The 25,329-nt window shown below is 41.3% G+C and carries 19 protein-coding genes; 13 read left to right on the top strand and 6 right to left on the bottom strand.

All coding sequences use genetic code 11. The features are described 5' to 3' along the window. The first annotated feature begins 86 nt into the window (after positions 1-86). From BN1875_RS02320 to BN1875_RS02365, 10 genes are all read left to right on the top strand, one after another. Entirely contained in the window at positions 87-3,200 is a 3,114-nt protein-coding gene (locus BN1875_RS02320) for an alpha-mannosidase (RefSeq protein ID WP_048603251.1), read from the top strand. A gap of 260 nt (positions 3,201-3,460) precedes the next feature. Next, positions 3,461-5,833 (top strand): phosphoketolase family protein, encoded by a 2,373-nt coding sequence (locus BN1875_RS02325; protein WP_048603252.1) that lies wholly within the window; start codon positions 3,461-3,463, stop codon positions 5,831-5,833. A gap of 37 nt (positions 5,834-5,870) precedes the next feature. Beyond that, positions 5,871-6,638: a DUF4886 domain-containing protein gene (locus BN1875_RS02330; protein ID WP_048603253.1), complete on the top strand. Its 768-nt coding sequence runs from the start codon at positions 5,871-5,873 to the stop codon at positions 6,636-6,638. Positions 6,639-7,150: 512 nt separating this feature from the next. Beyond that, positions 7,151-7,504 carry an IS66 family insertion sequence element accessory protein TnpB gene (tnpB, locus tag BN1875_RS02335; RefSeq protein ID WP_048603254.1) on the top strand — a complete coding sequence of 118 codons (354 nt, stop codon included), beginning with the start codon at positions 7,151-7,153 and terminating at the stop codon, positions 7,502-7,504. Positions 7,505-7,569: 65 nt separating this feature from the next. Beyond that, positions 7,570-9,144 carry an IS66 family transposase gene (gene tnpC, locus BN1875_RS02340; protein ID WP_048603255.1) on the top strand — a complete coding sequence of 525 codons (1,575 nt, stop codon included), beginning with the start codon at positions 7,570-7,572 and terminating at the stop codon, positions 9,142-9,144. A gap of 206 nt (positions 9,145-9,350) precedes the next feature. Beyond that, on the top strand, positions 9,351-10,670 hold the full coding sequence (locus BN1875_RS02345; protein WP_048603256.1) for an IS1380 family transposase: 1,320 nt from the start codon (positions 9,351-9,353) through the stop codon (positions 10,668-10,670). 310 nt (positions 10,671-10,980) lie between these two features. Continuing rightward, positions 10,981-12,285, top strand: coding sequence for a PTS sugar transporter subunit IIC (locus BN1875_RS02350; RefSeq protein WP_048603257.1), 1,305 nt, complete (start codon positions 10,981-10,983; stop codon positions 12,283-12,285). A 17-nt stretch (positions 12,286-12,302) separates the two neighbouring features. Further along, the gene (locus BN1875_RS02355) at positions 12,303-12,749 is read left to right on the top strand and encodes a DUF3284 domain-containing protein (protein WP_048603258.1); all 447 of its coding nucleotides are present in this window, start codon (positions 12,303-12,305) and stop codon (positions 12,747-12,749) included. 45 nt (positions 12,750-12,794) lie between these two features. Beyond that, complete coding sequence (locus tag BN1875_RS02360) at positions 12,795-15,020, top strand: alpha-galactosidase (protein ID WP_048603259.1); 2,226 nt, start codon at positions 12,795-12,797, stop codon at positions 15,018-15,020. 15 nt (positions 15,021-15,035) lie between these two features. After that, entirely contained in the window at positions 15,036-17,087 is a 2,052-nt protein-coding gene (locus BN1875_RS02365; RefSeq protein ID WP_048603260.1) for a beta-galactosidase, read from the top strand. Positions 17,088-17,156: 69 nt separating this feature from the next. Here BN1875_RS02365 and BN1875_RS02370 read toward each other — a convergent pair whose 3' ends face one another. After that, a complete protein-coding gene (locus BN1875_RS02370; protein WP_048603261.1) occupies positions 17,157-17,999 on the bottom strand; it encodes a MurR/RpiR family transcriptional regulator in 843 nt (280 codons plus the stop codon). Positions 18,000-18,222: 223 nt separating this feature from the next. On the opposite strand from BN1875_RS02370, the gene gnd reads away from it, so the two are divergent. The 3 genes from gnd to BN1875_RS02385 are packed head-to-tail and all read left to right on the top strand — an operon-like array spanning position 18,223 to position 20,133. After that, on the top strand, positions 18,223-19,122 hold the full coding sequence (gene gnd / locus BN1875_RS02375; RefSeq protein ID WP_048603262.1) for a phosphogluconate dehydrogenase (NAD(+)-dependent, decarboxylating): 900 nt from the start codon (positions 18,223-18,225) through the stop codon (positions 19,120-19,122). Between the two features lie 31 nt (positions 19,123-19,153). Beyond that, positions 19,154-19,807 (top strand): HAD family hydrolase, encoded by a 654-nt coding sequence (locus tag BN1875_RS02380; protein ID WP_082147230.1) that lies wholly within the window; start codon positions 19,154-19,156, stop codon positions 19,805-19,807. A gap of 17 nt (positions 19,808-19,824) precedes the next feature. Then, positions 19,825-20,133 (top strand): nucleotide pyrophosphohydrolase, encoded by a 309-nt coding sequence (locus tag BN1875_RS02385; RefSeq protein ID WP_048603264.1) that lies wholly within the window; start codon positions 19,825-19,827, stop codon positions 20,131-20,133. Between the two features lie 97 nt (positions 20,134-20,230). On the opposite strand, the gene BN1875_RS02390 is transcribed toward BN1875_RS02385, so the two are convergent. The 5 genes from BN1875_RS02390 to BN1875_RS02410 form a co-directional block, all read right to left on the bottom strand. Next, a complete protein-coding gene (locus BN1875_RS02390; protein ID WP_048603265.1) occupies positions 20,231-20,863 on the bottom strand; it encodes an SDR family oxidoreductase in 633 nt (210 codons plus the stop codon). Between the two features lie 170 nt (positions 20,864-21,033). Then, complete coding sequence (locus tag BN1875_RS02395) at positions 21,034-22,056, bottom strand: LLM class flavin-dependent oxidoreductase (RefSeq protein ID WP_048603266.1); 1,023 nt, start codon at positions 22,054-22,056, stop codon at positions 21,034-21,036. Positions 22,057-22,276: 220 nt separating this feature from the next. Beyond that, positions 22,277-23,551, bottom strand: coding sequence for a tyrosine-type recombinase/integrase (locus BN1875_RS02400; protein WP_082147222.1), 1,275 nt, complete (start codon positions 23,549-23,551; stop codon positions 22,277-22,279). Continuing rightward, positions 23,544-23,750, bottom strand: coding sequence for a DUF3173 domain-containing protein (locus tag BN1875_RS02405; protein WP_003575700.1), 207 nt, complete (start codon positions 23,748-23,750; stop codon positions 23,544-23,546). Before BN1875_RS02405 ends, BN1875_RS02400 begins: the two co-directional genes overlap by 8 nt. 77 nt (positions 23,751-23,827) lie before the next feature. Continuing rightward, positions 23,828-25,108: a replication initiation factor domain-containing protein gene (locus BN1875_RS02410; RefSeq protein WP_048603268.1), complete on the bottom strand. Its 1,281-nt coding sequence runs from the start codon at positions 25,106-25,108 to the stop codon at positions 23,828-23,830. Between the last annotated feature and the right edge of the window lie 221 nt (positions 25,109-25,329).

The raw sequence follows: 25,329 nt of genomic DNA on the forward strand, positions 1-25,329 counted from the left end.
AAATTTTAACTTTTGTATTCAAATAGCTATCCAATTCTGGATAGCTATTTATCTTTTAACAATTCTAATTTTTTAGGAGGATTAAAGTGTACACACTAAAAAAAATCCAACAACAAATTAATCAGGTTCATGATTTTTGGTTTAACCAGCTCACTGATGACTATGCTATTGATATTTATCATGATGAGCGGCCCACACATATTACTATTCCTGCAGATGGTCGGTGGGAAGCTTTTGAGGTCGATGATATTTTTTCTGGGCGGGATAATTATTTTTGGATTCGCTTTGCTGTCCCAGTACCTAAGCTGATTTCCGGTCAGCGCTACATGATTAATGTGGGGGTTCTGCGCAATAATGATAATGGGACTTCCATTCCTGAAGGCCTAGTTTTTGTGAATGGGACACCGACTCAAGCTGTGGATGGTAATCATCGGAATATTTTTTTGGATAATGACTTTTCCGACCAGACTGTACAAATTGCAATTTGTTTTTGGACGGGGCTTGAGGGCAGTGAGCTTTATCCTGAGCCAACGTTCACTTACCGCACATTAAAAGGTGGGATTTTTGACGCGGATGGTTATTATTGTTACCGCTATTTAGATGTTATGGCTCAAGCAGCGCAGGAATTTGATGATGATGAGCCGCTGAAATATAGCTATCTAAAATTCTTGTCAAAAGCGACTCAAGAGTTTGACTGGGGCCAAATGACACCAGTGCTATTTTCAACAACAGTACAACACATTCAAAAAAATATTAATACTTTTATCGCTGAACACGAAGGTGAAAAAAAGAAATTCGAAATTTCTGCGATTGGGCACACGCACATTGATGTGGCTTGGTTGTGGCGTTTGCAACACACGAGAGGAAAAACGGCGCGTTCATTTTCGACGGAACTGAGTTTAATGAAGGAATTTCCAGATTATTATTTTATGCACAGCACACCTCAAGTTTATGATTTTATTAAAGAAGATTATCCGGAACTTTTTGCGCAAATTAAAGTGCGCTTGGCAGAGGGGCGCTGGGAAGCGGACGGCATTGCTTGGGTTGAACCGGACATGAATATTCCTTCTGGGGAGGCTTTAACGCGACAATTTTTATACGGGAAGCAATTTTTTGCAGATAATTTTAACGCGGAGCAATCGGTGCTGTGGTTGCCGGATGTTTTTGGCTATTCAGCTGCTCTCCCGCAAATTATGAAAAATTTTGGCATCAAGAATTTTATGACGACTAAAATTAGCTGGAATGACACCAATCACATGCCTCATGATACGTTTAATTGGCGCGGGATTGATGGCAGTGAAGTGCTGACATATTTTATTACCACGGTGGAACAAAATTATGATTATCACAGCAATTCAAGCTTTGGGACGACTTATAACGGGATGCTGACGCCTCACACGGTTTTAGGAAGCTATCACATGTATCAAGATAAGGCGCTGAATGATAATCTTCTCTTGTGCTTTGGATATGGCGATGGTGGTGGTGGTCCAACGCGAGAAATGGTCGAAAATATTAAGATTATGAACCAGTTGCCAGGTTTGCCGACTGTTAAAGCTGCTCGAGTGGATGATTATTTTGAACAACTTCATCAAAATATTGCCGCTAGTGGAGAAAAAGTACCGGAGTGGGTAGGTGAGCTTTATCTCGAATTCCATCGGGGGACTTATACCTCTCAAGCACGTGTTAAAAAACAAAACCGACAGTTTGAGACAGCTTTAAGAAATTTGGAAATGCGTTGTGTTGAAGCTTATGTCTTTAATAAAATGACGTATCCAACAACTGAGTTACACGAGCTTTGGAAAATTTTAATGCGCAATCAGTTCCATGATATTTTGCCAGGCTCCTCAATTAAAGAAGTTTATGAAGATAATTTGGTGGAATACACGGCAGCTTTTAGTAAAATTGCTGAGTTGAACCAAAAATTAGACGACCAACAAGTGGTCCTTGAACAAAATTACTATTCGCTACGAAATAATTTAGCTTGGGATGTGGAGGCCAAAGTTCAAATCAAACAAAGTACTTCGGGCTATTTTGAAACTGCCACCGGAGAAAAATTGGCGAGCACCTTGCTAGCAGATAATTATTTAGTGAACGTGCCTAGTATTGCAGCACTTGGGACGAGCACCATTCATTTTGTTGCTGAGAAAAAACGTCAAGTTGAGTCAGTAGAGCATTTTGTAAGCCAAACCATTACAACAAAAAATTATCAAATAAGTTGGAATGACGCCGGACAACTGATACAAATCTATGACAAGGTGAATGCTCGTAATGTACTGAAGGGTCCTGGAAATGTGTTGACCATCTACGAAGATCATCCCCTAGATTGGGATAACTGGAATATTGATGAAGATTATCTAGCGAAGGCCGCGGTAGTTTCTGCAGATACGATTGAGGTCACTGAAAATTCGCCACTTCAAACAGTAGTGACATTCACTTACCACTATCATCAGTCAACCATTCAACAAAAAATGATTCTTTCTGAAACGTCACGCCGAATTGATTTTGAAAATAAAATCGATTGGCAGGAGCATCATGAACTTTTGCGGACGGCCTTTTCAGTAGATGTTTTAGCTGAGAAAGCTCAATTTGATATTCAATATGGAAATGTAAGTCGGCCAACGCATCAAAATACGTCTTGGGATGAAGCACGATTTGAAACGGTCGGCCATAAATGGGCGGATCTTTCGCAACACGATTATGGCGTGGCATTGTTGAATGATTCAAAATATGGCTACGATGTCAACGGCCAAACTTTATCCTTGTCTTTAATTAAGTCTGGCACTTGGCCTGATGCCAACGCAGACCAGGGTGAGCATTACTTCACTTATAGTTTGCTGCCACACGAAGGTGATTTTGTAATCGGACAAGTTGAAAAAGAAGCCAGTGAGCTCAATAATTCGGTTGAACTCATTAATGGAAAATATGTTGACCCAACAGCTCTGTTTACCTTTACCGATGAAAAAAATCCAATCGCAGTTGATGCCATTAAACTGAGTGAACAAGGTGATGCTATTATTTTGCGTTTCCATGATTACTCAGGTGAATCAAGTCAGGTGAAAGTTAAGAGTAATTTTGCCCATAAGAGTGTGGCGATGACCAATTTGGCTGAAACTGAAAAGGAAACTTTGGCAGAAGAAGACAGCTGGGTAACTGTTGCTTCAACGCCTTACCAAGTTATTTCATTGGCATTTATGATATAAAAATGAGAATTTAGTAGGAGTAAAAAAAGATTTAGTAAAAAATACTTTTTTTAAGTGGAATAGGCTAGAGTCTTAAACAGAATAGTTGTACAATGATAGTAGAAATAAAACGGCTACTTAGCTAGCCGTTTTTTATCAAACTTGTTTAGGTAAATTTTACTCAAACAAAGCAACGAACAAAGCATCACTGCAACAGAACTCAACTTTTTTTCGGAAGCACAATGATTCAACAAAATACATTTAGCAAGGAGCATTCACAAATGACACAAACGCAATTTGACACCAAAGAGTATTTAGCAAAGGTTGACGCGTGGTGGCGCGCAGCCAATTATATTTCAGTGGGCCAACTTTATTTGAAAGATAATCCACTTTTACAAACGCCACTGAAGCCAGCCGACCTGAAAGTTCATCCCATCGGCCATTGGGGCACGATTGCCGGGCAAAATTTTATTTATGCGCATTTGAATCGCGTGATTAATAAATATGATTTGAATATGTTTTACATCGAAGGTCCCGGTCACGGCGGACAAGTGATGGTCTCAAACTCTTATTTGGATGGTAGCTATACAGAAATTTATCCAAAGATTACTGAAGATACGGCCGGCATGCAAAAATTATTTAAACAATTTTCATTTCCAGGTGGGGTTGCCTCACACGCGGCACCTGAAACGCCAGGTTCAATACATGAAGGTGGCGAGCTCGGCTATTCTTTGTCGCACGCAACTGGCGCGATTCTCGATAATCCAGAGGTCATTGCCGCAACTGTTGTTGGTGATGGTGAGTCAGAAACTGGGCCACTTGCAACATCGTGGTTTTCTAACACCTTCATCAATCCAGTGACAGACGGCGCAGTATTGCCCATTCTTCATTTGAACGGGGCAAAAATTTCTAATCCGACGATTTTGTCGCGAAAATCTAATGAAGATTTGACGGCTTACTTCACTGGTATGGGTTGGGAACCTTATTTTGTTGAGGGGACTGATCCCGCTGAAGTACATCCACTAATGGCTAAAGTGCTCGATACAGTTATTGAAAAAATTAAAAAAATTCAGAGCGACGCGCGTCAAAATGACGCAACGAAAGTCACAATGCCACGTTGGCCAATGATTGTTTTCCGCACGCCAAAAGGGTGGACGGGGCCAAAAGTTTGGGACAATGAGCCAATCGAAGGCAGTTTCCGTGCACATCAAGTGCCAATTCCGGTTGACCAAAAACATATGGAACACGTCGATGCTCTCGTTGCTTGGTTAAAATCGTATCGCCCGGAAGAGTTATTTACGTCAGATGGCAAATTAATTCCGGAACTTAAAGCATTGGCACCAACTGGAAACAAACGAATGGCAAAAAATCCGATTACAAACGGCGGGATTAATCCGCAAAAATTGGACAACGGCAATTGGAAACAGCACGCTTTGAAAATTGAAAAACCCGGGAAACGTGTTGCGCAAGATATGATTGAATTTGGGAGTTATGCCGCTGAACTCATCACTAAAAACCCAACAAACTTCCGGGTGTTTGGACCTGATGAATCAAAATCTAACCGGTTGAATCATGTTTTTGAAGTGACGAATCGGCAATGGATGGAGCCTACAACTTTCCCAACGGATGAATGGTTGTCACCAAGTGGTCGAGTGATTGATAGCCAACTTTCTGAACACCAAGCTGAAGGGTTTTTAGAAGGCTATGTATTGACTGGGCGCCATGGCTTTTTTGCTAGCTACGAAGCTTTCTTGCGCGTGGTGGATTCAATGATTACCCAGCATTTCAAATGGCTAAGAAAAGCCAGCGAACAAACGTGGCGGAATCATTATCCTTCACTTAATTTAATTGCAACCTCGACTGTTTTCCAACAAGATCATAATGGCTACACGCACCAAGATCCTGGTGTCTTAACTCATTTAGCTGAGAAAAAACCGGAGTTTGTGCGCGAATATTTGCCAGCTGATGCCAACTCGATGTTGGCGGTCATGGACAAATCGTTTGCCTCTGAAGAATTAATTAATTTGATTGTTTGCTCTAAACAACCGCGGCCACAATTTTATTCAGCAGCAGAAGCTGAAGTTTTAGTGCATGATGGGTTGAAAATTATCGACTGGGCCTCAACTGCAGCAGCCGATGAAAAACCAGACATCGTGATTGCCACAGCAGGGACTGAGCCAAACTTAGAAAGTTTAGCCGCTGTTTCGATTTTGCACAAAGCTTTCCCAACGCTGAAAATTCGCTTCATTAATGTGGTTGATTTGTTGAAATTACGTCATCCAAGTGTTGACCCGCGCGGCCTAACTGACGCCGAGTTCGATAATTATTTCACGACCGACACGCCGATTATTTTTGCTTTCCACGGGTATGAAGGTCAAGTGCGCGATATTTTCTTTGATCGCCACAATCACAATGTCAGCATTCATGGGTATCGCGAAAATGGTGATATCACGACGCCGTTTGATATGCGCGTGTTAAGTGAAATGGATCGTTTCCATATTGCTAAAGATGTGGCTGAACGTGTATACGGCGCTGATGCTGCAGCATTCACCGCTAAAATGGACGCGACACTTGCCTTGCATCACGATTTTATTCGCGAGAACGGTACGGATATTCCGGAAGTAGAAGAGTGGGTTTGGGAAGATTTGCAATAAAATTTTAATATAGTACAGTTGAGGGTGGAAGAATCCGATGCCTAAAATTTTAGTAATAGGTAATAGCTTCTCAGAAAATGCAACGTTTTATCTGCACCAAGTTGCAGCATCAGTAGGTATTGTTACCAAAGTAGTTAATTTATTCATTGGTGGTTGCTCAATGGCACAACATTGGCAAAATATTATAGCTGGTGCACACAGTTACCGCTATGAATTAAATGGTTATTACAATGAAACTAGTGAGCTAGTTAGTATCCCGGATATTATTGATTCGGAAAAGTGGGATATTGTTGTTTTCCAGCAAGCGAGCCACGATAGCGGTATTTTGAGTTCATATGAACCTTTTGCTCGTAACATTTTTAATTATCTTCAGGAAAATGCGCCGCAAGCTAAATTATTTTTGCATCAAACATGGTCATACGGCACTGCCAGCACTCATCCGGGTTTTGCCTTTTACCATCATAGCCAAGATGAAATGTATGAGAAATTAACACAATGCTATCAGCTAATAGGTGGAGAATTAAATCTCCCGCTAATTCCAACCGGCGAAGTTGTTCAGGCAATCCGGAAGTTGCCATTTTTTGTAGAGACTCCGGTTATAATGAATACCGATGAACATCACCTCTCTGATTTTTATGGAAAGTATTTGGCCTCTTTAATTTGGTTGAAATATGTGCTTAAAGGTGATGCTCAGGCAGTTACCTATGTGCCTCAAAATAGATATGTAGAAAATTTTGTAGTTGATGAAGAAATTCTAGAACGGTTAAAAAAATTTGTGGCAAGCTTTTCAAGCACGTTGGTTTAAAAACCAGGAAACTATTTCCAATAAATAGTAGCTCTTTTATTGAGATGTCGAGATAACTTCGGCATCTCTTTTTGATTAGCGAATTAATATGTGGCAGGGACAATTTTAGGATGTGGAAAATTTCTGGTTATCTTGTTACCGTATTACAAGCGGATTTAACTCGACTTATCTCACGGCGATGGTGTATCCTCATAGTAAGAAGGTAAGCGGGAAGTAATAGAGTAGGTATCAAACTTTATGTTTCTCGAATACAATGCAACTTGGAGAAGTCAATATAATTTTTTTTGGGGGGTACGGCAAATAAGCGATTACTTTAGACAAATCTAAGGTAATCGCTTATTTTATTTGCAGTTAGGTAAGCGCCGAATAATATAGTACCTACTCACATGTTAGTTCTCCAATTATACTTGATTTATCAAGAATAATTGGAGGGCTTTTTATATTGGAAAATTCTAGAATGATCAGTCAAACAAATTTAATCTTTAACCATTTGACTGGAAGAGGTTCAAATTATGTTAGTTGATTACCAGCAAATTCAAAATGTTTATATTGTGTGTGGGAAAACTGATCTTAGACGTGGCATTGATGGACTTGCGTCCATTATCGTGTCTGAATATGAATTAGACGTATATTCGAATGCAGTTTTTTTGTTTTGTGGAAACGGAAGTGATCGCTTTAAAATGCTTTGCTGGGATGGTGATGGTTTTCTGTTATTATATAAACGATTAGAAAATGGAAAGTTGAAATGGCCACGAAAAAAAGAAGAAGTTAAAAAGCTTTCGCTTCAGCAAGTGCGTTGGCTTATGGAAGGCTTAAATATTGATCAGCCTAGAGCAATAAAGCCTGCAAACACAGGGATAATTTAATATAAACTGCTTATTCATCGTTATTTTATGGTATAATTAGTTATACGAAATTGAGGTGATTTAAGTTGGATGTCAAAGAAATATTAGAAAAAAACAACCAAATGTTAATGGTCCAACTTGAACAAGCCAACAAACGGAATGAACAATCTGAAAAGCTTAACAAACAACTTCAACACGAAGTGTCATACTTAACAGAGCTAATAAAAGAAATGAATAGAAGGATGTTCGGTCGTTCCAAAGAATCTTCCTCAGAAACGATTGACGGACAGCTTTCACTATTCGAAGAAGAGTCTATTCCAGCGGCTCATGAAGAACTAGTAGAATCCACTGAAGTTGTAGCACACCGCAGAAAAAAGAAAGGTGCTAAGGCTGCAATACTAGCGAGTCTTCCAGGAGTTAATGTGGAGCATGAATTGTCCGAATCTGAGAGAGTATGTGACCACTGTGGAGGAAGCATGGTCGACATGGGATCTAAAGAAATACGGATAGAGGCAGAATTTCTCCAAGCTAAAATCCAAAAACTTATCCATCGCCAGCATAGTTATGTTTGTAAGGATTGCGAAAGACATGGCGAGACATCCATAAAAAAAGCCACTGTGCCAAAAGCCTTAATTCCCAATAGTCTTGGTTCGGCAAGTGTTGTTACAGAGACAATAATTCAAAAATTCCAGCAAAAAGTACCTGCCTATCGGCAAGAAAAATTTTGGGCGAATCACCAATTACCTATCAGTCGAGATAATATTTGTAATTGGCATATTATTGCTTCTCAGCAAGTTTTACAGCCTTTGTTTACCCTTCTGCAAAAGGAGCTAGTTAAACAAGAAGTACTCCACGCCGATGAAACAAGTTATACAGTAATTCAAAGCGAAAAGGCCAAAACTTATTATTGGATGTTCTGTTCTGGAAATTTTGAAGAGAGACAAATTGTTTTGTATCATCATGCCGAATCACGAGGACACGAGATTCCTGAAAAGTTTTTAGAAGGTTATTCAGGATACTTGCATTGTGACGGATGGGGTGCCTATCCATTAGTTCCGGATATTACACTAATGGCTTGTGGAGCGCATATCCGAAGGAAATTTTATGAAGCATTGGGAAATAAAAAGCAACCTAATAAAACGTCTCCGGCCTATAAAGGCTTAAAGTTTTGGGATAGGATGTTTAAGGTTGAATTGACTTTCCGGGAGAAAAAATTATCTCCTTCTGATCGATTCAAACAGAGACAACTTCTGTTAAAACCAATTCTTGATGACTTTTACAGTTGGATTGGAGAGCTTGACGCTCTCAATAAATCTAAACTGGCTTTGGCCGTGGAATATTCTGCAAAGCAGCGTGAGAACGTTTATAACATCATCGAAGATGGGCGCTTGGAATTATCAAATAATAAAGCCGAGCGTATGATTAAAGAACTTGTCATGTGTAGAAAAAATCAACTCTTCTCAACCAGCCTAGCAGGCGCCTACTCTACGGGCGTTATCCTTAGCATTATGAAAACAGCGGAACTCAACGGTTTAGATATTCAAAAATATCTCAATTATTTGTTCGTTGAGATTCCTAATTTACCCATAATGACAGAGGAATTTCTGAGAGAATATTTACCTTGGTCGCAAAAAGTTGTTGAAAATTGTTGTAAAAAATAGCCGTTCGTCCAAAATCACTTGGATTAGCGGCTATTTGTTGTACGCTAGATTTTTTTAGCTATTCGGCGCTTACTTCAAACCGTCTGAAACTGCCTAACGGCAGTCTTCATTTACTTTTTCATTTTCACCTGTTAAGTGATGCAAAAAGAACCCCATTCTGATATGGTAAAGGTGTCGAAACCAACCATAAGAAAGGAGTTCTTCTCATGACTAGCTTACACAAAAACCAGGTAAAATTCAATTCAAATTTGACTATTTCACATACAGGTGGTCGCTTATCGAGTGATTCGGGTTTGGTCTTAGTTAAAGAGGTGATGAATACCTTCGACTTTTCACACGTAGCTAAACAGTGGCTCCATATTAAAGACAAACGTGTTTACTTCACACATGATAACTTAGCGATATTAGAACAACTCATTATGCAGTTAATTGCTGGGTACTCGGCAGACTCATCAGCTAATCTATTAAGACAGGATCCAGTCTTTCAAGCTGTACTCGGTAAAAAAGAGTTGGCCTCACAATCGTCAATCTCACGGTTTTTAGATCGTTTCACCGAGGAGAACATGGATCAACTCCAAGCATTAAATCAGTCGCTGATTGATAAAGCGCGTTTGATTCGCAATGACACCGAGTTAATCATTGATGTCGATTCCACACATTCGGATACCTTTGGACGCCAAGAACAAACAGATTATAATGCCCATTATCAAACCTACGGCTATCACCCATTAGTTGCATTTGACGGATTGACCGGAGATTTCCTAAAAGCTGAACTGCGTTCAGGCAATCAGTACACGTCTAAAGGGGTAAAAGCCTTTATCGACCCGCTGTTACACCACTACAAGAGCACGTTACCTCATACCGAGATATTGGTTCGGGGTGACAGCGGCTTCGCCACACCAGAGGTGTATGAATCTTGTGAAGCAACTGAAAGCCAGTACGTTATCCGATTAAAGAGCAATCGGAGGTTAAGTCAGTTAGCTGAACACTCTGTTCTTTATGGGGATAATAAAAAATGGGAAGACCGAGAAATACAGTATTTTTCACTCCCTTATCAAGCACAATCCTGGTCAAAACCCCGTCGCGTTTGTATTCGATCAATCCGTGAAGCAGGAGAGCTTCTTTTTCACCACGCATTCATTGTGACGAATCTATCCGATAATGTCTCGCCTGAAGTCATATTCTCTCTTTACGGCAAGCGTGGAACAATGGAAAATTTCATCAAAGAAGCGAAATTAGGCTTTTATTTTGACAAAACAGATAGTCCGCGTTTCCTGGAAAATCATGTCAGAATGATGATCAGTGTCCTGGCTTACAACCTCGTCAATTTTTTAAAGACCATTGGATTTGAACAAGTGAATCGGGGGATGACGATTCATTCTATACGATTGACATTGCTTAAAGTTGCCGGAAAACTCGTTAAAACAGGTAGACAAGTCTATCTCAAACTGTCGAGTTATCATGTGTATCAAACTGAATTTTATAAGGTTTTTGAACGCCTACGGCGATCTAGGCAATGGATTTAGGCTAGTTATCGTAAAAATTTTTAACCTATTTTTCCAAGGGGTCAGTCTGCCCTTAAATAGACAAATAATTTTTATTATAGCCTTCTTCCGTATATATCCTGTTCGAAAACACATTATTTTGGAAGAATGTATCTGCCTAATTTAAATGTAGGCACTTTGTTCAAAAAAATAGCTTAAATTTAGAGCTATGAATTATTCAGGATTACTAAATCTTTTGTAAACTTTTTTAATTTGTCTCTTGTGTAAACATTAACTAAACAAATATAATGAAATCGTAAACGTTTGCAATACAAAAAAGGAGAATCACACGATGAAATTTATTGACAAATTATCAGAAAAAATGGTTCCGGTTGCACAGATTATCGCAAACAATAAATATTTGCTAAGTTTGCGGGACGGTTTTATGATGGCGTTTCCAGCTACAATGTTTGCTTCGATCATGATCATTATCCAGAATTTACCAACGACATTTGGCTTTGCAAAATATTTGCCGGATGCAGTGAATACCTTCCTAAATGATTTCTTTGGTCCAATAGGTAATGCAACAATGAGTATTTCTGCCGTTTTTATTGTTTATGGGATTGGGTATCAATTGGCAGGACATTATAAGCAATCGCAAATTTTTGCGGGTGCTATTTCACTGTCTTCATTCATTTTACTGTTGCCATTTGGTCAAGATGAAAGCATGGGTACATTTATTCCAGTTGCTAAGCTAGGAGCGGAAGGAATGTTTGTTGGTATTCTAACTGCGATTATTGCTACAGAAATTTATTGTAAAATCAGTGCTGCTGGATTAACTATCAAAATGCCGGATTCTGTACCGCCAATGATTTCCGAGTCTTTTGTTGCAATCATTCCCGGTGCTGCACCGTTATTTCTTTTTAACGTCGTTCGTTACTTGTTTACTTTTACAACATGGGGAAATGCAGTTGATTTTGTTTATGAACTTTTACAAAAACCATTGATGGGATTAGGCGGAACGTTACCAGCTGTTCTAATAGCAGTCTTCTTTACGCAATTTTTCTGGTGGTTTGGGATTCATGGGACATTAGTTGTGAATGCAGTCATCGATCCAATCATGAGTGCGCTAGCAATTGAAAATTATGAAGCCTACAAAAACGGGGCAGAACAATTGCCTCATATCATCAATACAACTTTCATGGGTGTATTTGTCAATCAAGGATTACAATTAGGTATTTCAGTTACTATGGCATTTTTCATCGCCCGTTCGATTCGTATGAAAAAACTGATGAAGACAATTATTGCACCAGCTGTTTTCAATGTTTCTGAACCAATGACATTTGGTTTGCCAATCGTATTAAATCCAATTGCCTTTATTCCGTGGATTGTCAGTCCATTAGTAAGTACAGCAATTTCTTACTTTGCAATTGCCATTGGGTTAGTTCCAAGACCAATCGGCGCAACAGTTGTTTGGACGACACCCGTCTTTTTATCTGGCTGGTTAGGTACCGGTTCGATTGCGGGAGCGATTTTACAATTAGTAACAGTAGTTGTAATGACTTTGATCTGGATACCTTTCTTGCTGGTAATGGATCGTGAATATTTGAAAGAGGAAAAAGCTCAAGCACTTGAAAATCAAGCAGAAACAAATTAGATAGTGAGGAATTGAAGATGAGAATTGATACCTTGAGTTTTAAATTCAAAACGAAAGTAACTGCGGCAGAAATGTATCAAGTCCTGTTGGCTGAACAACAAAAATTTTTTCAAAGTAAAGATCCTTCAGTTTCCCAACTGGAGAAAGGATCAGAAATTCAGCATGATATTTTTACAAAAACCGAAAAATTACCTGTTCCAGCAGCGATGCGAATCACTGAGCTAGTACCTGATAAATGTCTTCAACTGGAAACTAGTTATGACAAAGGAACTATTTTGCAGACATATGAATTTTCTCAGGGGAAAGAAAAAGCGGAGGTGCGCTATTCAGAACGCAATGAATTCAACCAACCGAGGTATCAATTCAGTTTTCTTTTTATAAGTATTTTTTACAAAGTCATTTATAATCATGGAATAAAAAAAAGAATGCAATACATTGAACAGCTCTGTCAAGAAAATCACTGACCTTGACCGTTGTTTGATAAGAAACAAAAGGACGAGGTAAAGAGAATGATTACAGTAACAGACAATCGATATTTTCACTTAAAAAATGACAAGATAAGCTACTTGTTTTATGTCATGCCAAATCATCAAATCGGACATCTGTATTTTGGAAAATCCCTCGGTGAACTTTCCGAGACAGACCTTTTCTATCTTTCACAAAAAAAGAACAAGTCAGCCGGAACGGTCAAATTTTCAGAAGAAAATGGACAATTTACTTTAGCCGATCACTTGCAAGAATACCCAGTGTACGGCAGTAGTGATTTTAGGGAAGGCGCAATTGAGATTACCGAAAATACTACGCCGTTGTATGTGGATTTTCGCTATTGTGACTATCAGATAACGGATGAGAAAAAACGAGTATTAGCAAAACCCGCCACCTTTGCTGACAAAGGAAAAGCTGAAACGATCCAATTACGATTGATTGACGAAGAACGACGCCTAGTATTGATGCTTAATTATACGATTTTTGAGAATAGTGGTGTGATTGTTAAAAATCAGGTCATTAAGAATTTGGGAAATGTAGACAGAACAGTTCAACGAATGATGAGCGGTGTTTTAGAATTGCCGACAGACAATTATGAATTCTTGCACCTCGCAGGCGCATGGCTGAAAGAACGACATTTGACCCGACATTCATTGGCACAAGGGACCGTTGCGATTTCTTCTTTGAAGGGGGCTTCCGGGCATCAGCACAATCCTTTTATCGCCTTGCAAGAAAAAAATAGTTCCATCAATCAAGGTGCTGTTTATGGTGCACATCTTATTTACTCCGGGAACTTCCTAGGTCAAGCAGAGGTGGATGAATGGGGAAATACCCGTTTGTTGTTAGGCATTCAACCAAATTATTTTTCTTGGAAATTGGTGCCTGGAGGAGAATTCGAAACACCGGAAGCGATGCTTTCATATTCGAATAATGGGCTAAACGGCTTGGCGCAAGAATCAGCAGCATTTATTGAACAACACGTGATTGATCCGCAGTGGTTAGAAAAACCGCGTCCGATTGTTTTCAATAATTGGGAGGCAACGTATTTTGATTTTACCCATGATAAACTGGTTTCTCTAGCCAAAGCAGGAAAAAAACTTGGGATGGAATGTTTTGTAGTAGATGACGGTTGGTTTGGTAAGCGAGATGATGATCGTAGTTCTCTCGGAGATTGGGTAGTAGATAAACGAAAATTTCCAAAAGGAATTGCGGCTTTTGCTGCTGAAATTCATGAGTTAGATCTACAATTGGGTATTTGGTTTGAACCAGAGATGATTTCTCCCGACAGCCAATTGTATCAAAATCATCCAGAGTGGGTCGTAAGACATCCATTTGAGAGAATTTCGATTGGTCGTGGACAATATGTGTTGGATTTTGCCAATCCGGAAGTTGTCGAAGCGATTTATAAACAAATGAAGGAGATTATTCAGGCTACGAAATTAGACTATATAAAATGGGATATGAATCGCAATATTACAGAAGCCTATTCGATGTATCTTGAGCAAAACAAGGTTGATCAAACAGAATTTTTCCATCGCTATATTTTGGGCGTCTATGCATTATACACCAAAATTCTAACTGATTTTCCCGCTATCTTGATTGAAGGTTGCGCAGGTGGTGGTGGCAGGTATGATCTGGGGATTCTTTTTTATAGTCCGCAAATTTGGCCAAGCGATGATAGCGATGCAGTCGAACGTTTAGCCATTCAAACGGGAACACTGCTGGCTTATCCATTGTCCTCTTTTAGTAATCATGTTTCTGCTAGTCCGAACCATCAAGTTTTGCGAAATACCTCATTAAAAATGCGTCAAGACGTCGCAATGTTTGGTCCTTTAGGGTATGAACTTGATATCACAAAACTTTCACAAGAAGAAGGACAGGAGATTCGTACCCGGATCGCGTTTTATCGGGAACATCGTGAATTGCTGACTTTTGGCACTTTCTATCAACTAAATACGGGAGATAAAAATGAAGTAGCTTGGGCTGTTTACGATCATAAAAAAGGAAAAGCTATTGTAGGATTTTACCGTATATTGGCAAAACCAAATGCAACAGCAGATGCCTTTTTACCACTACCTTTCTTGAATCCTCACAAAAAGTATCAAGTAAACGGAAAGGTACTTAGCGGTCAAGTATTAAGGGAGATCGGTATTCGAGAACCGTATCAATTTAACGGAGCAAATCATGAACAAGCACAAGTCAAGGGAGACTTTCAATCCTATATTTATCAAATTGAATTAGTAAAGTAGCGGGAGGAAAATAAAATGGTCAGATTTGATCTTGATCATCGTTTATTGCATGGCGGCGACTATAATCCCGATCAATGGCTCGATTATCCGGATATTTTAAAAAAGGACATCGAGCTGATGCAACAGGCGCATGTCAACACGGTTACACTAGGAGTATTTGCTTGGAGTGCCCTAGAGCCAAAAGAAGGTAAATTTTGTTTTGATTGGATGGATGAAATTTTTGATCAGGTTTCTGAATTTGGTGGAAATATTATTTTGGCAACTCCGAGTGGCGGACGTCCCCAATGGTTAAGTCAGGCGTATCCAGAAGTGAATCGTACCGATGCATTGGGACAAAAGCATACTCATGGGTTTCGACACAATCATTGCTATTCTTCGCCTATTTATCGGGAAAAAGTTCAACGAATTAACCGAAAATTAGCAGAACGCTATGGTTCTCATCCTGCGCTTTCTATGTGGCACGTATCCAATGAATACTCTGGAGAATGTTTCTGTCCCTATTGTCAGGAAAGCTGGCGTAAGTGGTTGCAGAAAAAATATGGCTCTCTTGAAGCAATCAATCAGGCATGGTTGATGTCCTTTTGGGGAAGCACGTATTCAGATTGGGCACAAGTTTTACCACCTTCTCCTTTGGGGGAACATAAAGTTCATGGAATGGATTTAGATTGGAAACGATTTGTTACGGATAGGACGATTGATTTCTATCAAGCAGAAATTGAACCACTACGGGAGATAACACCAAATATACCGGTAACAACGAACTTTATGGCAGAAGGGTATGACACACGTGACTTCATTCCACTAGAAGGATTGGATTATGGAAAGTTTTCTAAGTACGTAGATATCGTCAGTTGGGATAGTTATCCTGATTGGCACAATAATTATGAGTCACTAGAAAAAACGGCAATGAAATCAGCTTATGTTCATGATCAATACTGGTCGTTGAAACAACAACCATTTTTAGTGATGGAATCAACACCGAGTGAAGTTAATTCACACCCATTCAACAAATCAAAACGACCAGGCATGCACATTTTGAGCGCCATGCAGCAAATTGCCCATGGGTCAGACAGTACTTTGTATTTTCAATGGCGACAATCACGTGGAAATTCAGAAAAATTTCATGGTGGAGTCGTTGGGCATGATGGTTCTGCAAAAAATAGAGTTTTTCAAGAGGTTTCCGAATATGGAAAACGATTGGAAAAACTGAGTGAAGTCAAAGGTACAACAAAAAAATCGAAAGTGGCAATCCTTTTTGACTGGGAGAGCAATTGGGCGTTGAAACGTGGTGGCGGCTTTGGTCGACCTACACGCCGTTACCCCCAAACACTGCAAGAACACTATTCTATTTTTTGGGAAAAAGATATCTCTGTTGATATTCTTTCCGTCACGCAAGATTTTTCTAAGTATGATTTAGTGATTGCTCCAATGTTGTATTTGATGACTGGTGAAACGATGACAAAATTGCAGGAGTATGTTGCTGCAGGAGGAACTTTGATAGCAAGTTATTTTACAGGAATGGTCAATGAAACAGATCTTGTTTATTTAGGTGGACTACCAAAAAAACTCCAAGCGTTATTTGGAATCGATGTTTTAGAATTAGACACTTTATACGAAAATGAGCATAATATGTTGGATTATCAGGGGAAAATGTATCAAACAAAGGATTATTCAGCTATTTTAGCTATTAAAGAGGCTCAGGTTTTGGGACGGTATCATGAAGAATTTTATGAAGGAACCCCAGCAGTAGTTACGCACGCTTTTGGGAAGGGCGATACGTATTATTTGGCGGCTCGAACGAATACCGATTTTCTTAGAGCTTTTTATGAGGACCTTATTGAGAAACTACAATTGAAAAATACGTTGATCAAACGAATGTCACCTGTGGTATCCATACAAAGCCGCTACAGTAAAACAGCCAGCTATCACTTTTTTATGAACTTCTCGACAGAAATTCAATCGATTGAGATTACACGTTCACTGATTGATGCAGAAAAGCAAACAGAGTTACCAAGAGAATTACTTCTTGCTCCTTATGAAGTGATTATTGGGAAGGAATCTTTATAGAAAACAGCGAACCCCAAGAGTCAGACCAAAAATCTAACTCTTAGGGTTCGTTTTAATTTCGGCTCTTTTTTACATCCGCGTGTCTTGAATGACTTCGCGGATTTCGTTGATGGTTTCTTTAGCGGCGCTTTTCATTTTGATTCCATAAATCAAAAAGAGTGTGTCAATAATACTCAGTTGAGAGACGACAGAAGAAATTGCTTCGGGACGGTAGAAGGTTTCTTCCGAGATTGAAATCAAGGCAACATCACTGGCTTGGGCAACGGGAGAGCCGGCATAGCTGGTGATGCCGATGATTGGTACGCCATTTTTTTTCAAAACAGCCATCAACTCCATAGTATCCTTGTTGCGTCCGGTGTGGGAAATGACTAATGCACAATCTTCTTTGGTCATTTTGGCGGCTTGCATTAATTGAATATGAAAATCTTCGTGATGGAAGCAATGAATCGGCATCCGCAAAAATTTATGGTAGGCATTTAGCGCAACGACAGCAGAGCCCCCCATCCCAAAAAAGCCGCAGGTGGTTGATTGTAACAAAATTGCCATAGTTTTTTGTAAATCTTTTTCAGTTAACATCGCCTGAGTGGCTTCAATGGAATGAATATTGGTTTGGCAGGTTTTTTCAGCAATTGTCAGATAAGAATCCTCTGCAGTCAGGGATAAAAAGAAATCATTTTTTTCTTCTCCGGCTTGATTCAGGGTCAGCTTCAACTCTTGAAAATTCTGGTAGCCGACTTTTTTTGCGAAACGTGAAATCGTAGCCGTAGATAAGGCGGTTGCTTCCGCTAATTCTTGAATGGAGTAGCGGCTGGATTCTTTAGAATTTTCTAAAAGGTAATCAGCTAATCGCTGATCTCCTTTGCTGAGATCATCATAGTAACTTTTAATACGGCTTCGAAATGCGGCGCCCATTCGTTCTCCTCCTCTTATTTTCCACTGAATTTTCAAGTCTGATTCTTTCTTTTGTTACCAAAAAGTGACTGGAACAGGTATAGAAGGACTTTTATTAAGCCTATCATACCACGAGTTACAACAAAATAAAACGTATATGTAAAAAATATACATAATTGCACTTGTATTTTGTAAATAAATTACATATACTGAGAGTGAATAAAAAAAGGGAAGGAGACTAGTTATGAAAATAGGGATGATCGGTTTAGGAAAAATGGGGTTGCATTTGACCCAGAATATGTTGCACAATCAAGTAGAGGTAGTGGCTTACGATGTTACTGCAAAGGCTGTTGAGGAAGCGGAACAATTAGGCGCAGAACCAGCAAAAGATTTTCAAACGCTGGTAGCGAAACTGTCAGCACCTAGAATCATTTGGGTGATGATCCCAGCGGGTGCCCCAACACAAGAAACCGTAAAAAAATTGGGGGATCTTTTGCAACCGGGAGATATTTTGATCGATGGAGGAAATTCTTTTTATGAGGATTCCATCAAAAGAGGAGAAGAATTGGCAGCAAAACAAATCCATTTCTTCGATGTTGGTTCCTCCGGCGGGATGGCGGGCGCTTTGAAGGACGGCAATTTCATGATTGGTGGGCCAGCAGAGATTTTTCCTGTAATTGAACCCTTATTTAAAAAAATTGCCGCTGAAAAAGGCTATTTGTATACTGGACCTTCCGGTAGTGGTCATTACCTGAAAATGGTTCATAATGGAATTGAATATGGTATGATGCAGGCAATCGGGGAAGGGTTTGATTTATTGCAACACAGCCCCTACAATTATAACAACGAAAAAGTAGCTGAAATGTGGAACCATGGATCAGTTATTCGCAGCTGGTTGATGGAACTTGCCGCGAATGCCTTCCAAAAAGATGGTCAGCTGGATGAGATCAAAGGAATCATGTATTCTTCCGGCGAAGGCAAATGGACCGTCGAAGAAGCCTTGAAGCGAGAAGTAGCAATGCCGGTCATTGCAACCTCATTGATGATGCGTTACCGTTCATTGGAAGAAGATACTTTTACCGGAAAAGTCGTTGCCGCTTTAAGAAATGAATTCGGCGGGCATGCCGTTTCAAAAAAAGAGTAACGATAGAAAAACAGAAAGCAGGGATTTGGTGATTAAGGGAATCATATTTGATTTGGACGGCTTGCTTGTCGATACAGAAAAGACTTATCGGGAGGGATGGTTGTGGACCTTTAAGCAGTATGATCTGCCAATCTCAGAAACCGAAGTTGATTCTTGGAGCGGTCGTAGCTGGTTGCAGACGGCAGCATATATTGCGTCCATCGTCGGCAAAGAAAAGGTACCTGAGATCCGCAGGAAACGAGAAGAATTTATTTACCGTCAGTTGGCAAGCGGCACCTTAAAGGCAAAACCCTTTGCAGCAGAAACCCTTGCTTTTTGTAAACAAAAAAATTTAGCAGTAGGGTTGGCTACGTCAACTGTTAAAAAACGTGCGGTGGATTTGCTGACCCACTTTGATTTGCTGAACTATTTTGATGAAATGACCTTTGGCGATGAAGTGATGGAGCATAAACCAGCACCAACCGTGTATCTGACAGCTCTGGCAAAAAGTCAATTACACCCCACGGAAGCCCTTGCGGTGGAGGATTCCATCATCGGTGCAACAGCTGCGACAAGAGCCGGTTTAGGCGTTTTGCTGGTACCTGACAGTAGCTTTGCACCACCTTCACAGGAGAAAAAAGCCTCATTGAATCTTGTTGCGGAGGGTCCAACGCTAAAAATCGTTGAAAATTATCTGACAGAGTAAAGAAAGAGATGAGTACAATGAACAGCATGGAAAAAATTAATCAGTTCCGCGAAGAACGGGACTGGCGGCAATTTCACAATGAAAAAGATTTGGCCCTTTCTATCTCCTTGGAAGCAGCAGAATTACTGGAATTGTTTCAATGGAAAACCTCAGAGGAAGCCAAAGAAAATCCAGAGCGTTTAAAAGAGGAACTGGCAGATGTGCTGATTTATTCGTACATGATGGCGGACAATCTCAACTTTGATATCGATGAAATCATTGAAGAAAAATTGCAAAAGAACGCACAGAAATATCCGGTGGAAAAAAGTCGGGGAAAAAAGTCCTAACATGATAGGACTAAATAAAGAAAAAAATCTGAACGATGCAGAAAAGCACAACATGCTTTCTGCAATGTTCGGATTTTTTTATGATTCGTATTAAAAATTAGATCTGAGCTAAGGCATCATGGATTGGAGTATCTCCACTGCGCATCATGATTATTTTTTTGCTGGTATTTGGATGGTCGATGATTGCCGCAAGCGTTTTGGCTACATCAGGAATCGGATTCGTCGATACAGAACCTTCACCAATATGGATTTTTCCTGTTCCTTTTTCAGTGGTCAGACCTGTAGGCTGTAAAATGGTGTAATCCAAAGAAGTGTTGGTGATTAGGTAATTGTCGGCAAAAAATTTGGCAATGTTATAATCCATCAACTGCTTTAAGCCTTCACGATACCATTCTTCCGGTTGCAGGGAAAAAATCGAGCTAAGCATGATATAGCGAGACACACCGTTTTTTTCAGCGGCTTGCATGGTTTTGACTGCGCCAAAAGCATCTGTTTGCAATAAATCATTTCCCCGAGAGCCGGCAACAAAATAAATGACGTCTACAGACCCGATGATTTCGGCAATTTTTTCTACAGATTCATGCAAATCCAAGTGGACAGCAGTGACTTCCTGAGAAACGATTTTTTCTGGATGACGAGCACCAGCAATCACCTCATGGCCTTGTTCTTTCAGCGCAGTAATCAAGTCGGCTGCTACCCGACCAGAACCACCTACTACAAAAATTTTCATGGAATTCCCTCCAGTTTTTGATTTGAAACTACTTCTACTGTACAGCAAAGAAGGAAATTTGTGTCATTTGGCGGTTTAAAAATGAAGAATCAATATTCTGTTAAAAAACAAGCCTCCTGCACCAACAAAATAGTGGTGCAGGAGGCTTGTTTGCGGAGCATTCCCGGTTTTTAGCGCCAGCCTAAATCAGGTGCAACTTCTTTTACAAGAGTTTCCAGCAAATGAATGTTATATTCTACTCCCAAGGTATTTGGAATAGTAATCAGAACGGTATCTGCTTCTTTGATTGCTTCATCTTCTGCCAATTCTTTAACCAGTTTGTCAGGTTCTCCGGCAAAGGTTTTGCCAAAGATTGTTGGGTTTCGATGATAAGCCAGATAACCCACTTGATCTTGTTGAGGTTGTCCATCTTGACCGAATAAGCGACGATCCAAATCTGTTGTAATTGGCTGAATGGAGCGGGTCACAAGGGTTCTTGGTTCAAAATCATGTCCCGCTTGTTTCCATGCTTCTTTATATGCCCGCAGTTGCTTGGCTTGTTGAATATGGAACGGTTCGTTGGATTCATAGTTTACTAACGTAGGAGATTGTAAATTCATTCCCTGTTGTGCGGCCCAAACAGCAGTTTGTTGCGAACCAGCACCCCACCAAATTCGTTGACGCAAGCCTTCTGAATAAGGTTCGATACGTAATTTTCCAGATCCTTGTGGGAACATTGGCTGTGGATTGGGTTCCGCAAATGGTTTTCCTTCAATCAATTTCAAAAATTCAAGGGTTCGTTCACGAGTGATTTCTTTGATTTCTTCTTCACTGTAGTCATAGCCAAAATATTTCCAACCGTCCAGAACTTGCTCTGGTGAACCACGACCTACCCCTAATTGGACTCTTCCTTGTGTAATAATATCCGTCAATCCAGCATTTTCCGCCATGTAGGCAGGATTTTCATAACGCATATCGATAAGTCCTGTTCCAATTTCGATTTTGCTGGTTTTTGCACCGATTGCTGAAAGCAGCGGAAAAGGAGAACCGATTTGCGGAGCGAAATGATGGACCCGGTAATACGCACCGTCGATCCCGATTTTTTCTGCTTCAACCGCTAATTCAATCGATTGCAAATAGGCATCTTGCGCCGTTTTAACAAGTGATCCTTGGTTCATCCAATGACCAAAACTTAAAAATCCGATTTTTTTCAAACTAATTGACCTCCTTTGATCTCTATCTAAAATAGATGGTTTTTTATTTTTAACTTGTCAGGATTTTACCATGATTTTTTCAAAAAGACGAATAATTGTTCTCGGGGAAGTATGGAGTAGATTTGTAGCCCTTTTGGTAGGAAACTATCTTATTATATTAGGATTTTATTCCCACTCAAGCGTATCTTCAGCGGCGCTAACCCGCGTCATCACTAGTTTTCTATGCCTCGACTGCCATTTTGGCGGGGAGTTTGGCGGGGCTTAATTGATCGTACTTAACAGCCTGATTCCCCACGAACCGCACCTGATTCTGACCCGCCGTTTTGATCGTGATGTTGCCTGCAATCTGTTCGGCGATGTCAGCATCCAGCCCGCCCCACAAGTGCGAGTAGTGCTTGAGCGTAATCTCAGGTGACGAGTGGCCTAAGCGCTTTGACAACACCAGCACCGAGACGTTGAACTCATTGATGAGATACGACGCGTGACTGTGGCGCAGCCCTTTGCCTTCGACCGGGTGCACCTGCGCCAACTTGGCGTAGCGGTGGATAATCCGCGAAATCGTCGACTTGGTCATCGGCAAGCCGTCATAGGTCATGATGAAGTCATCAATCCCACCCAGCCCGAAACTCGTCTGTATCTCGCGCCATCGCCGCAGAATCGCCACAGTGTCATCATCGAGCGTCAAGATCCGCTTGCCGCTGTCCGTCTTCGTGTAGTCGTGGCGTTCCCAGTCATGCCGGTTCTTCATCACCAGCATGTGGTCAACGTGTAGCTGCTTCTTGGCGAGATCAACATCCCGCCACCACAGCGCAGTTCCTTCATTGACCCGCACGCCAGTCAGGAAGTACAGCCACAACATCACGAAGTTCAGGTGCCCGTATACATCATCAATGCAGATTTGCGCGATAACTTGTTCAAACTCAGCTTTCGTCCAAAACGGCACACTGCTCTTGGCCTTAGGAATCGCCTTAACTCGCTTTGACACATTGCTGGACAGGTACTGCATCTGTACCGCGTGGTCAAGGGACTTGCGGAAACAGCCGAACACTAATCCAGCATAGCCTTGCGAGTAGCCCGCACCACCGTCTTTCTCATCCGTGAGCAACCACGTGCGGAAGTTCTGCACGTCAGTGATGTCGATATCGCGCAGCAACTGGTCGCCAAACCGTGCAATACAGATGTCAAAGCTGCGATTACGGACGGCAAAGGTGCTTTCCTCCACGTCAGTTTTGTACGCTGGGATATACGCGTCCTTCATGAATTGGCGGTAAGTCATGCGGAAGTTCGTAAATCCATGCGCCTCATGATATTCACGTTTTACCCGTGTCAGCTCCTTGTTTGCAGCAAACGCGGTACTGAATGGCATTCCTTGACTGTCCTTCCGCCCTTTCTTGCGGACGCGCTTGCCACTCATCTTGTCGGTACCTAACTCGGTTTCATAGTAGAAGTTACCTTTGGCGTCTATGAATACGCCTGGATATTTGGTTTTACTCATTCTCAACAGCTCCATTCATCGGTGATCCGAGAATGGACTCAACGACAGAACGCGGCACGCGCCCTAAGTTTCGGTTGAGATACAAGGGATAACCCTTTTGTACCATCCTTTGCTTCGCTTGTCTAATGATATCGCGCGCGGTGTGCTGCTTGAAGCCTAATGCCATCAGATCTTGATAGCAGACAAAACTCTTATCCAATTACGTCACTTCCTTCTCGTTGATTGAAGTGAGATAATCAAACCAGATAGAACCCATATCTTATCTGTGAAGGGTGGCTACTTGCTTTGGTCGGCGTAGTCACTCTTTTTTGATATCTCACTTGGTGCTGCATCCGTCAAAACGCCATTGCGGTGGTGCTGATAGTGGTGAATTAAATCCCAGTGCCGTTGCGTCAGCTTGCCGCCGTCAATAATCGCCTTCAGCTCGGTGGTGCCATTGTATTGATCAATCAGCTGCAACATCTTCAGTGACGGCGCGACCTGTTTCTTCAGCCAGCGGGTAATGTGCGCGTAACTCAATGGTTCAGGATTAGTAGATAACCGCAGCTTGTCGCGATAATTGCCGATGAAAGCATCCCAACGCGGATCTGTCGCCCACTGACTTTTGGCTTTGTGGCTCGGCGTCAAGAATCGCAAATAACGGTTGATGATGCCGAACACAACTTTCTCTGGATCACGCTCTGCCAACAGGTTCTTAATTGCCGCAGCGGCGCGCTTGCGACGTAGCCGGACTTCAAAGCGCGTGCGTATCGGCTGGTCTTCAATCGCAATCTCAGGGTGCTTCTGGTGTTGCTCAAAGGCTTTGTCGTAAATACAGAAGTAAACTTCACTTTGCGGCGACCCCAGATACAAAGTTCTGCCGGATACCTCCCACTGCTTGGTGCGATTATCACGAAAACCATGAAAACGCGAGGTGAATTCATCGCGGTCACACTTCTCAATCAAGGTCGGCACATCGAGCAGACCATTACGATCATTGATAGCAAGGTCAACGCGGGTGAAGTGACCATCAAGCGCAATGCAGGTCTCCAAGAAGTCGTACCAGGTGCGATCCTGCTGGCGCAAATAAGATTCAACGTAGCGGCAACCCTGACCTTTCAGCTCAATCATCGTGCCGCTGTCTTCGCTTGGATCATAACCGTCTGCATTCACATCTTGATATGGCGACAGTAGCACGTCAATCTCACCGCATTTCAAGGTCGCCGCGTACCCGTATCGCGCTCCTTCCTTAAGGTTGAAGTGATTCGGGTTGATCTGGAACAATTCCGTCACCAGTTCCTCATAGTCGTGCGACTTGAATGTGACGCCCAAGTAATCAATACATACGTCAATGTTGTTCTGGCCGGTCAGTGACCGCAGCGCTAACGTCAACCGCAATCGTGCTTGCTTGTTAATCGGATTCCTCCCTGTCAGCAACTGATTCAGATGTGATCGACTGTAATCAGCCGTCTTCGCTAATTGACCTTGAGTAATCTTATACGTGCGCATCTCATCATGAAACTGGTTTAGCCAGTCGGTATTCGTCATCCCGCCGACTAAGTTCAAATCTTTCAGCATGTTAGCTCCTTTCGAAGCAACCTGACAGCAAAGCCGCCTTTCTGCTTACGCAAAGTGGCTTGCCACCGGCGCTTTCGTCCTACTTACGTGTATTTTGTCTCTAATATTTGCCCCCCTATTAGAGACCGGGGGCTTGTGGCGGCCGGCTAACGCTGACCGCCACCGCTCGCGCTAGCGGCTTTCGCGCTGCACGCCGCGCACGGCGGCGTACGTTGCAAGAC

The sequence above is a fragment of the Enterococcus massiliensis genome, from assembly GCF_001050095.1.
GTDB classification, from domain to species: domain Bacteria; phylum Bacillota; class Bacilli; order Lactobacillales; family Enterococcaceae; genus Enterococcus_C; species Enterococcus_C songbeiensis.

Coding starts and splice junctions, on each gene's coding strand:
- BN1875_RS02325 (WP_048603252.1), top strand. CDS start 3,461: ATGACACAAACGCAATTTGACACCAAAGAGTATTTAGCAAAGGTTGAC.
- BN1875_RS02330 (WP_048603253.1), top strand. CDS start 5,871: ATGCCTAAAATTTTAGTAATAGGTAATAGCTTCTCAGAAAATGCAACG.
- tnpB (WP_048603254.1), top strand. CDS start 7,151: ATGTTAGTTGATTACCAGCAAATTCAAAATGTTTATATTGTGTGTGGG.
- BN1875_RS02345 (WP_048603256.1), top strand. CDS start 9,351: ATGACTAGCTTACACAAAAACCAGGTAAAATTCAATTCAAATTTGACT.
- BN1875_RS02350 (WP_048603257.1), top strand. CDS start 10,981: ATGAAATTTATTGACAAATTATCAGAAAAAATGGTTCCGGTTGCACAG.
- BN1875_RS02355 (WP_048603258.1), top strand. CDS start 12,303: ATGAGAATTGATACCTTGAGTTTTAAATTCAAAACGAAAGTAACTGCG.
- BN1875_RS02360 (WP_048603259.1), top strand. CDS start 12,795: ATGATTACAGTAACAGACAATCGATATTTTCACTTAAAAAATGACAAG.
- BN1875_RS02365 (WP_048603260.1), top strand. CDS start 15,036: ATGGTCAGATTTGATCTTGATCATCGTTTATTGCATGGCGGCGACTAT.
- BN1875_RS02370 (WP_048603261.1), bottom strand. CDS start 17,999: ATGGGCGCCGCATTTCGAAGCCGTATTAAAAGTTACTATGATGATCTC.
- gnd (WP_048603262.1), top strand. CDS start 18,223: ATGAAAATAGGGATGATCGGTTTAGGAAAAATGGGGTTGCATTTGACC.
- BN1875_RS02385 (WP_048603264.1), top strand. CDS start 19,825: ATGAACAGCATGGAAAAAATTAATCAGTTCCGCGAAGAACGGGACTGG.
- BN1875_RS02390 (WP_048603265.1), bottom strand. CDS start 20,863: ATGAAAATTTTTGTAGTAGGTGGTTCTGGTCGGGTAGCAGCCGACTTG.
- BN1875_RS02400 (WP_082147222.1), bottom strand. CDS start 23,551: ATGAGTAAAACCAAATATCCAGGCGTATTCATAGACGCCAAAGGTAAC.
- BN1875_RS02410 (WP_048603268.1), bottom strand. CDS start 25,108: ATGCTGAAAGATTTGAACTTAGTCGGCGGGATGACGAATACCGACTGG.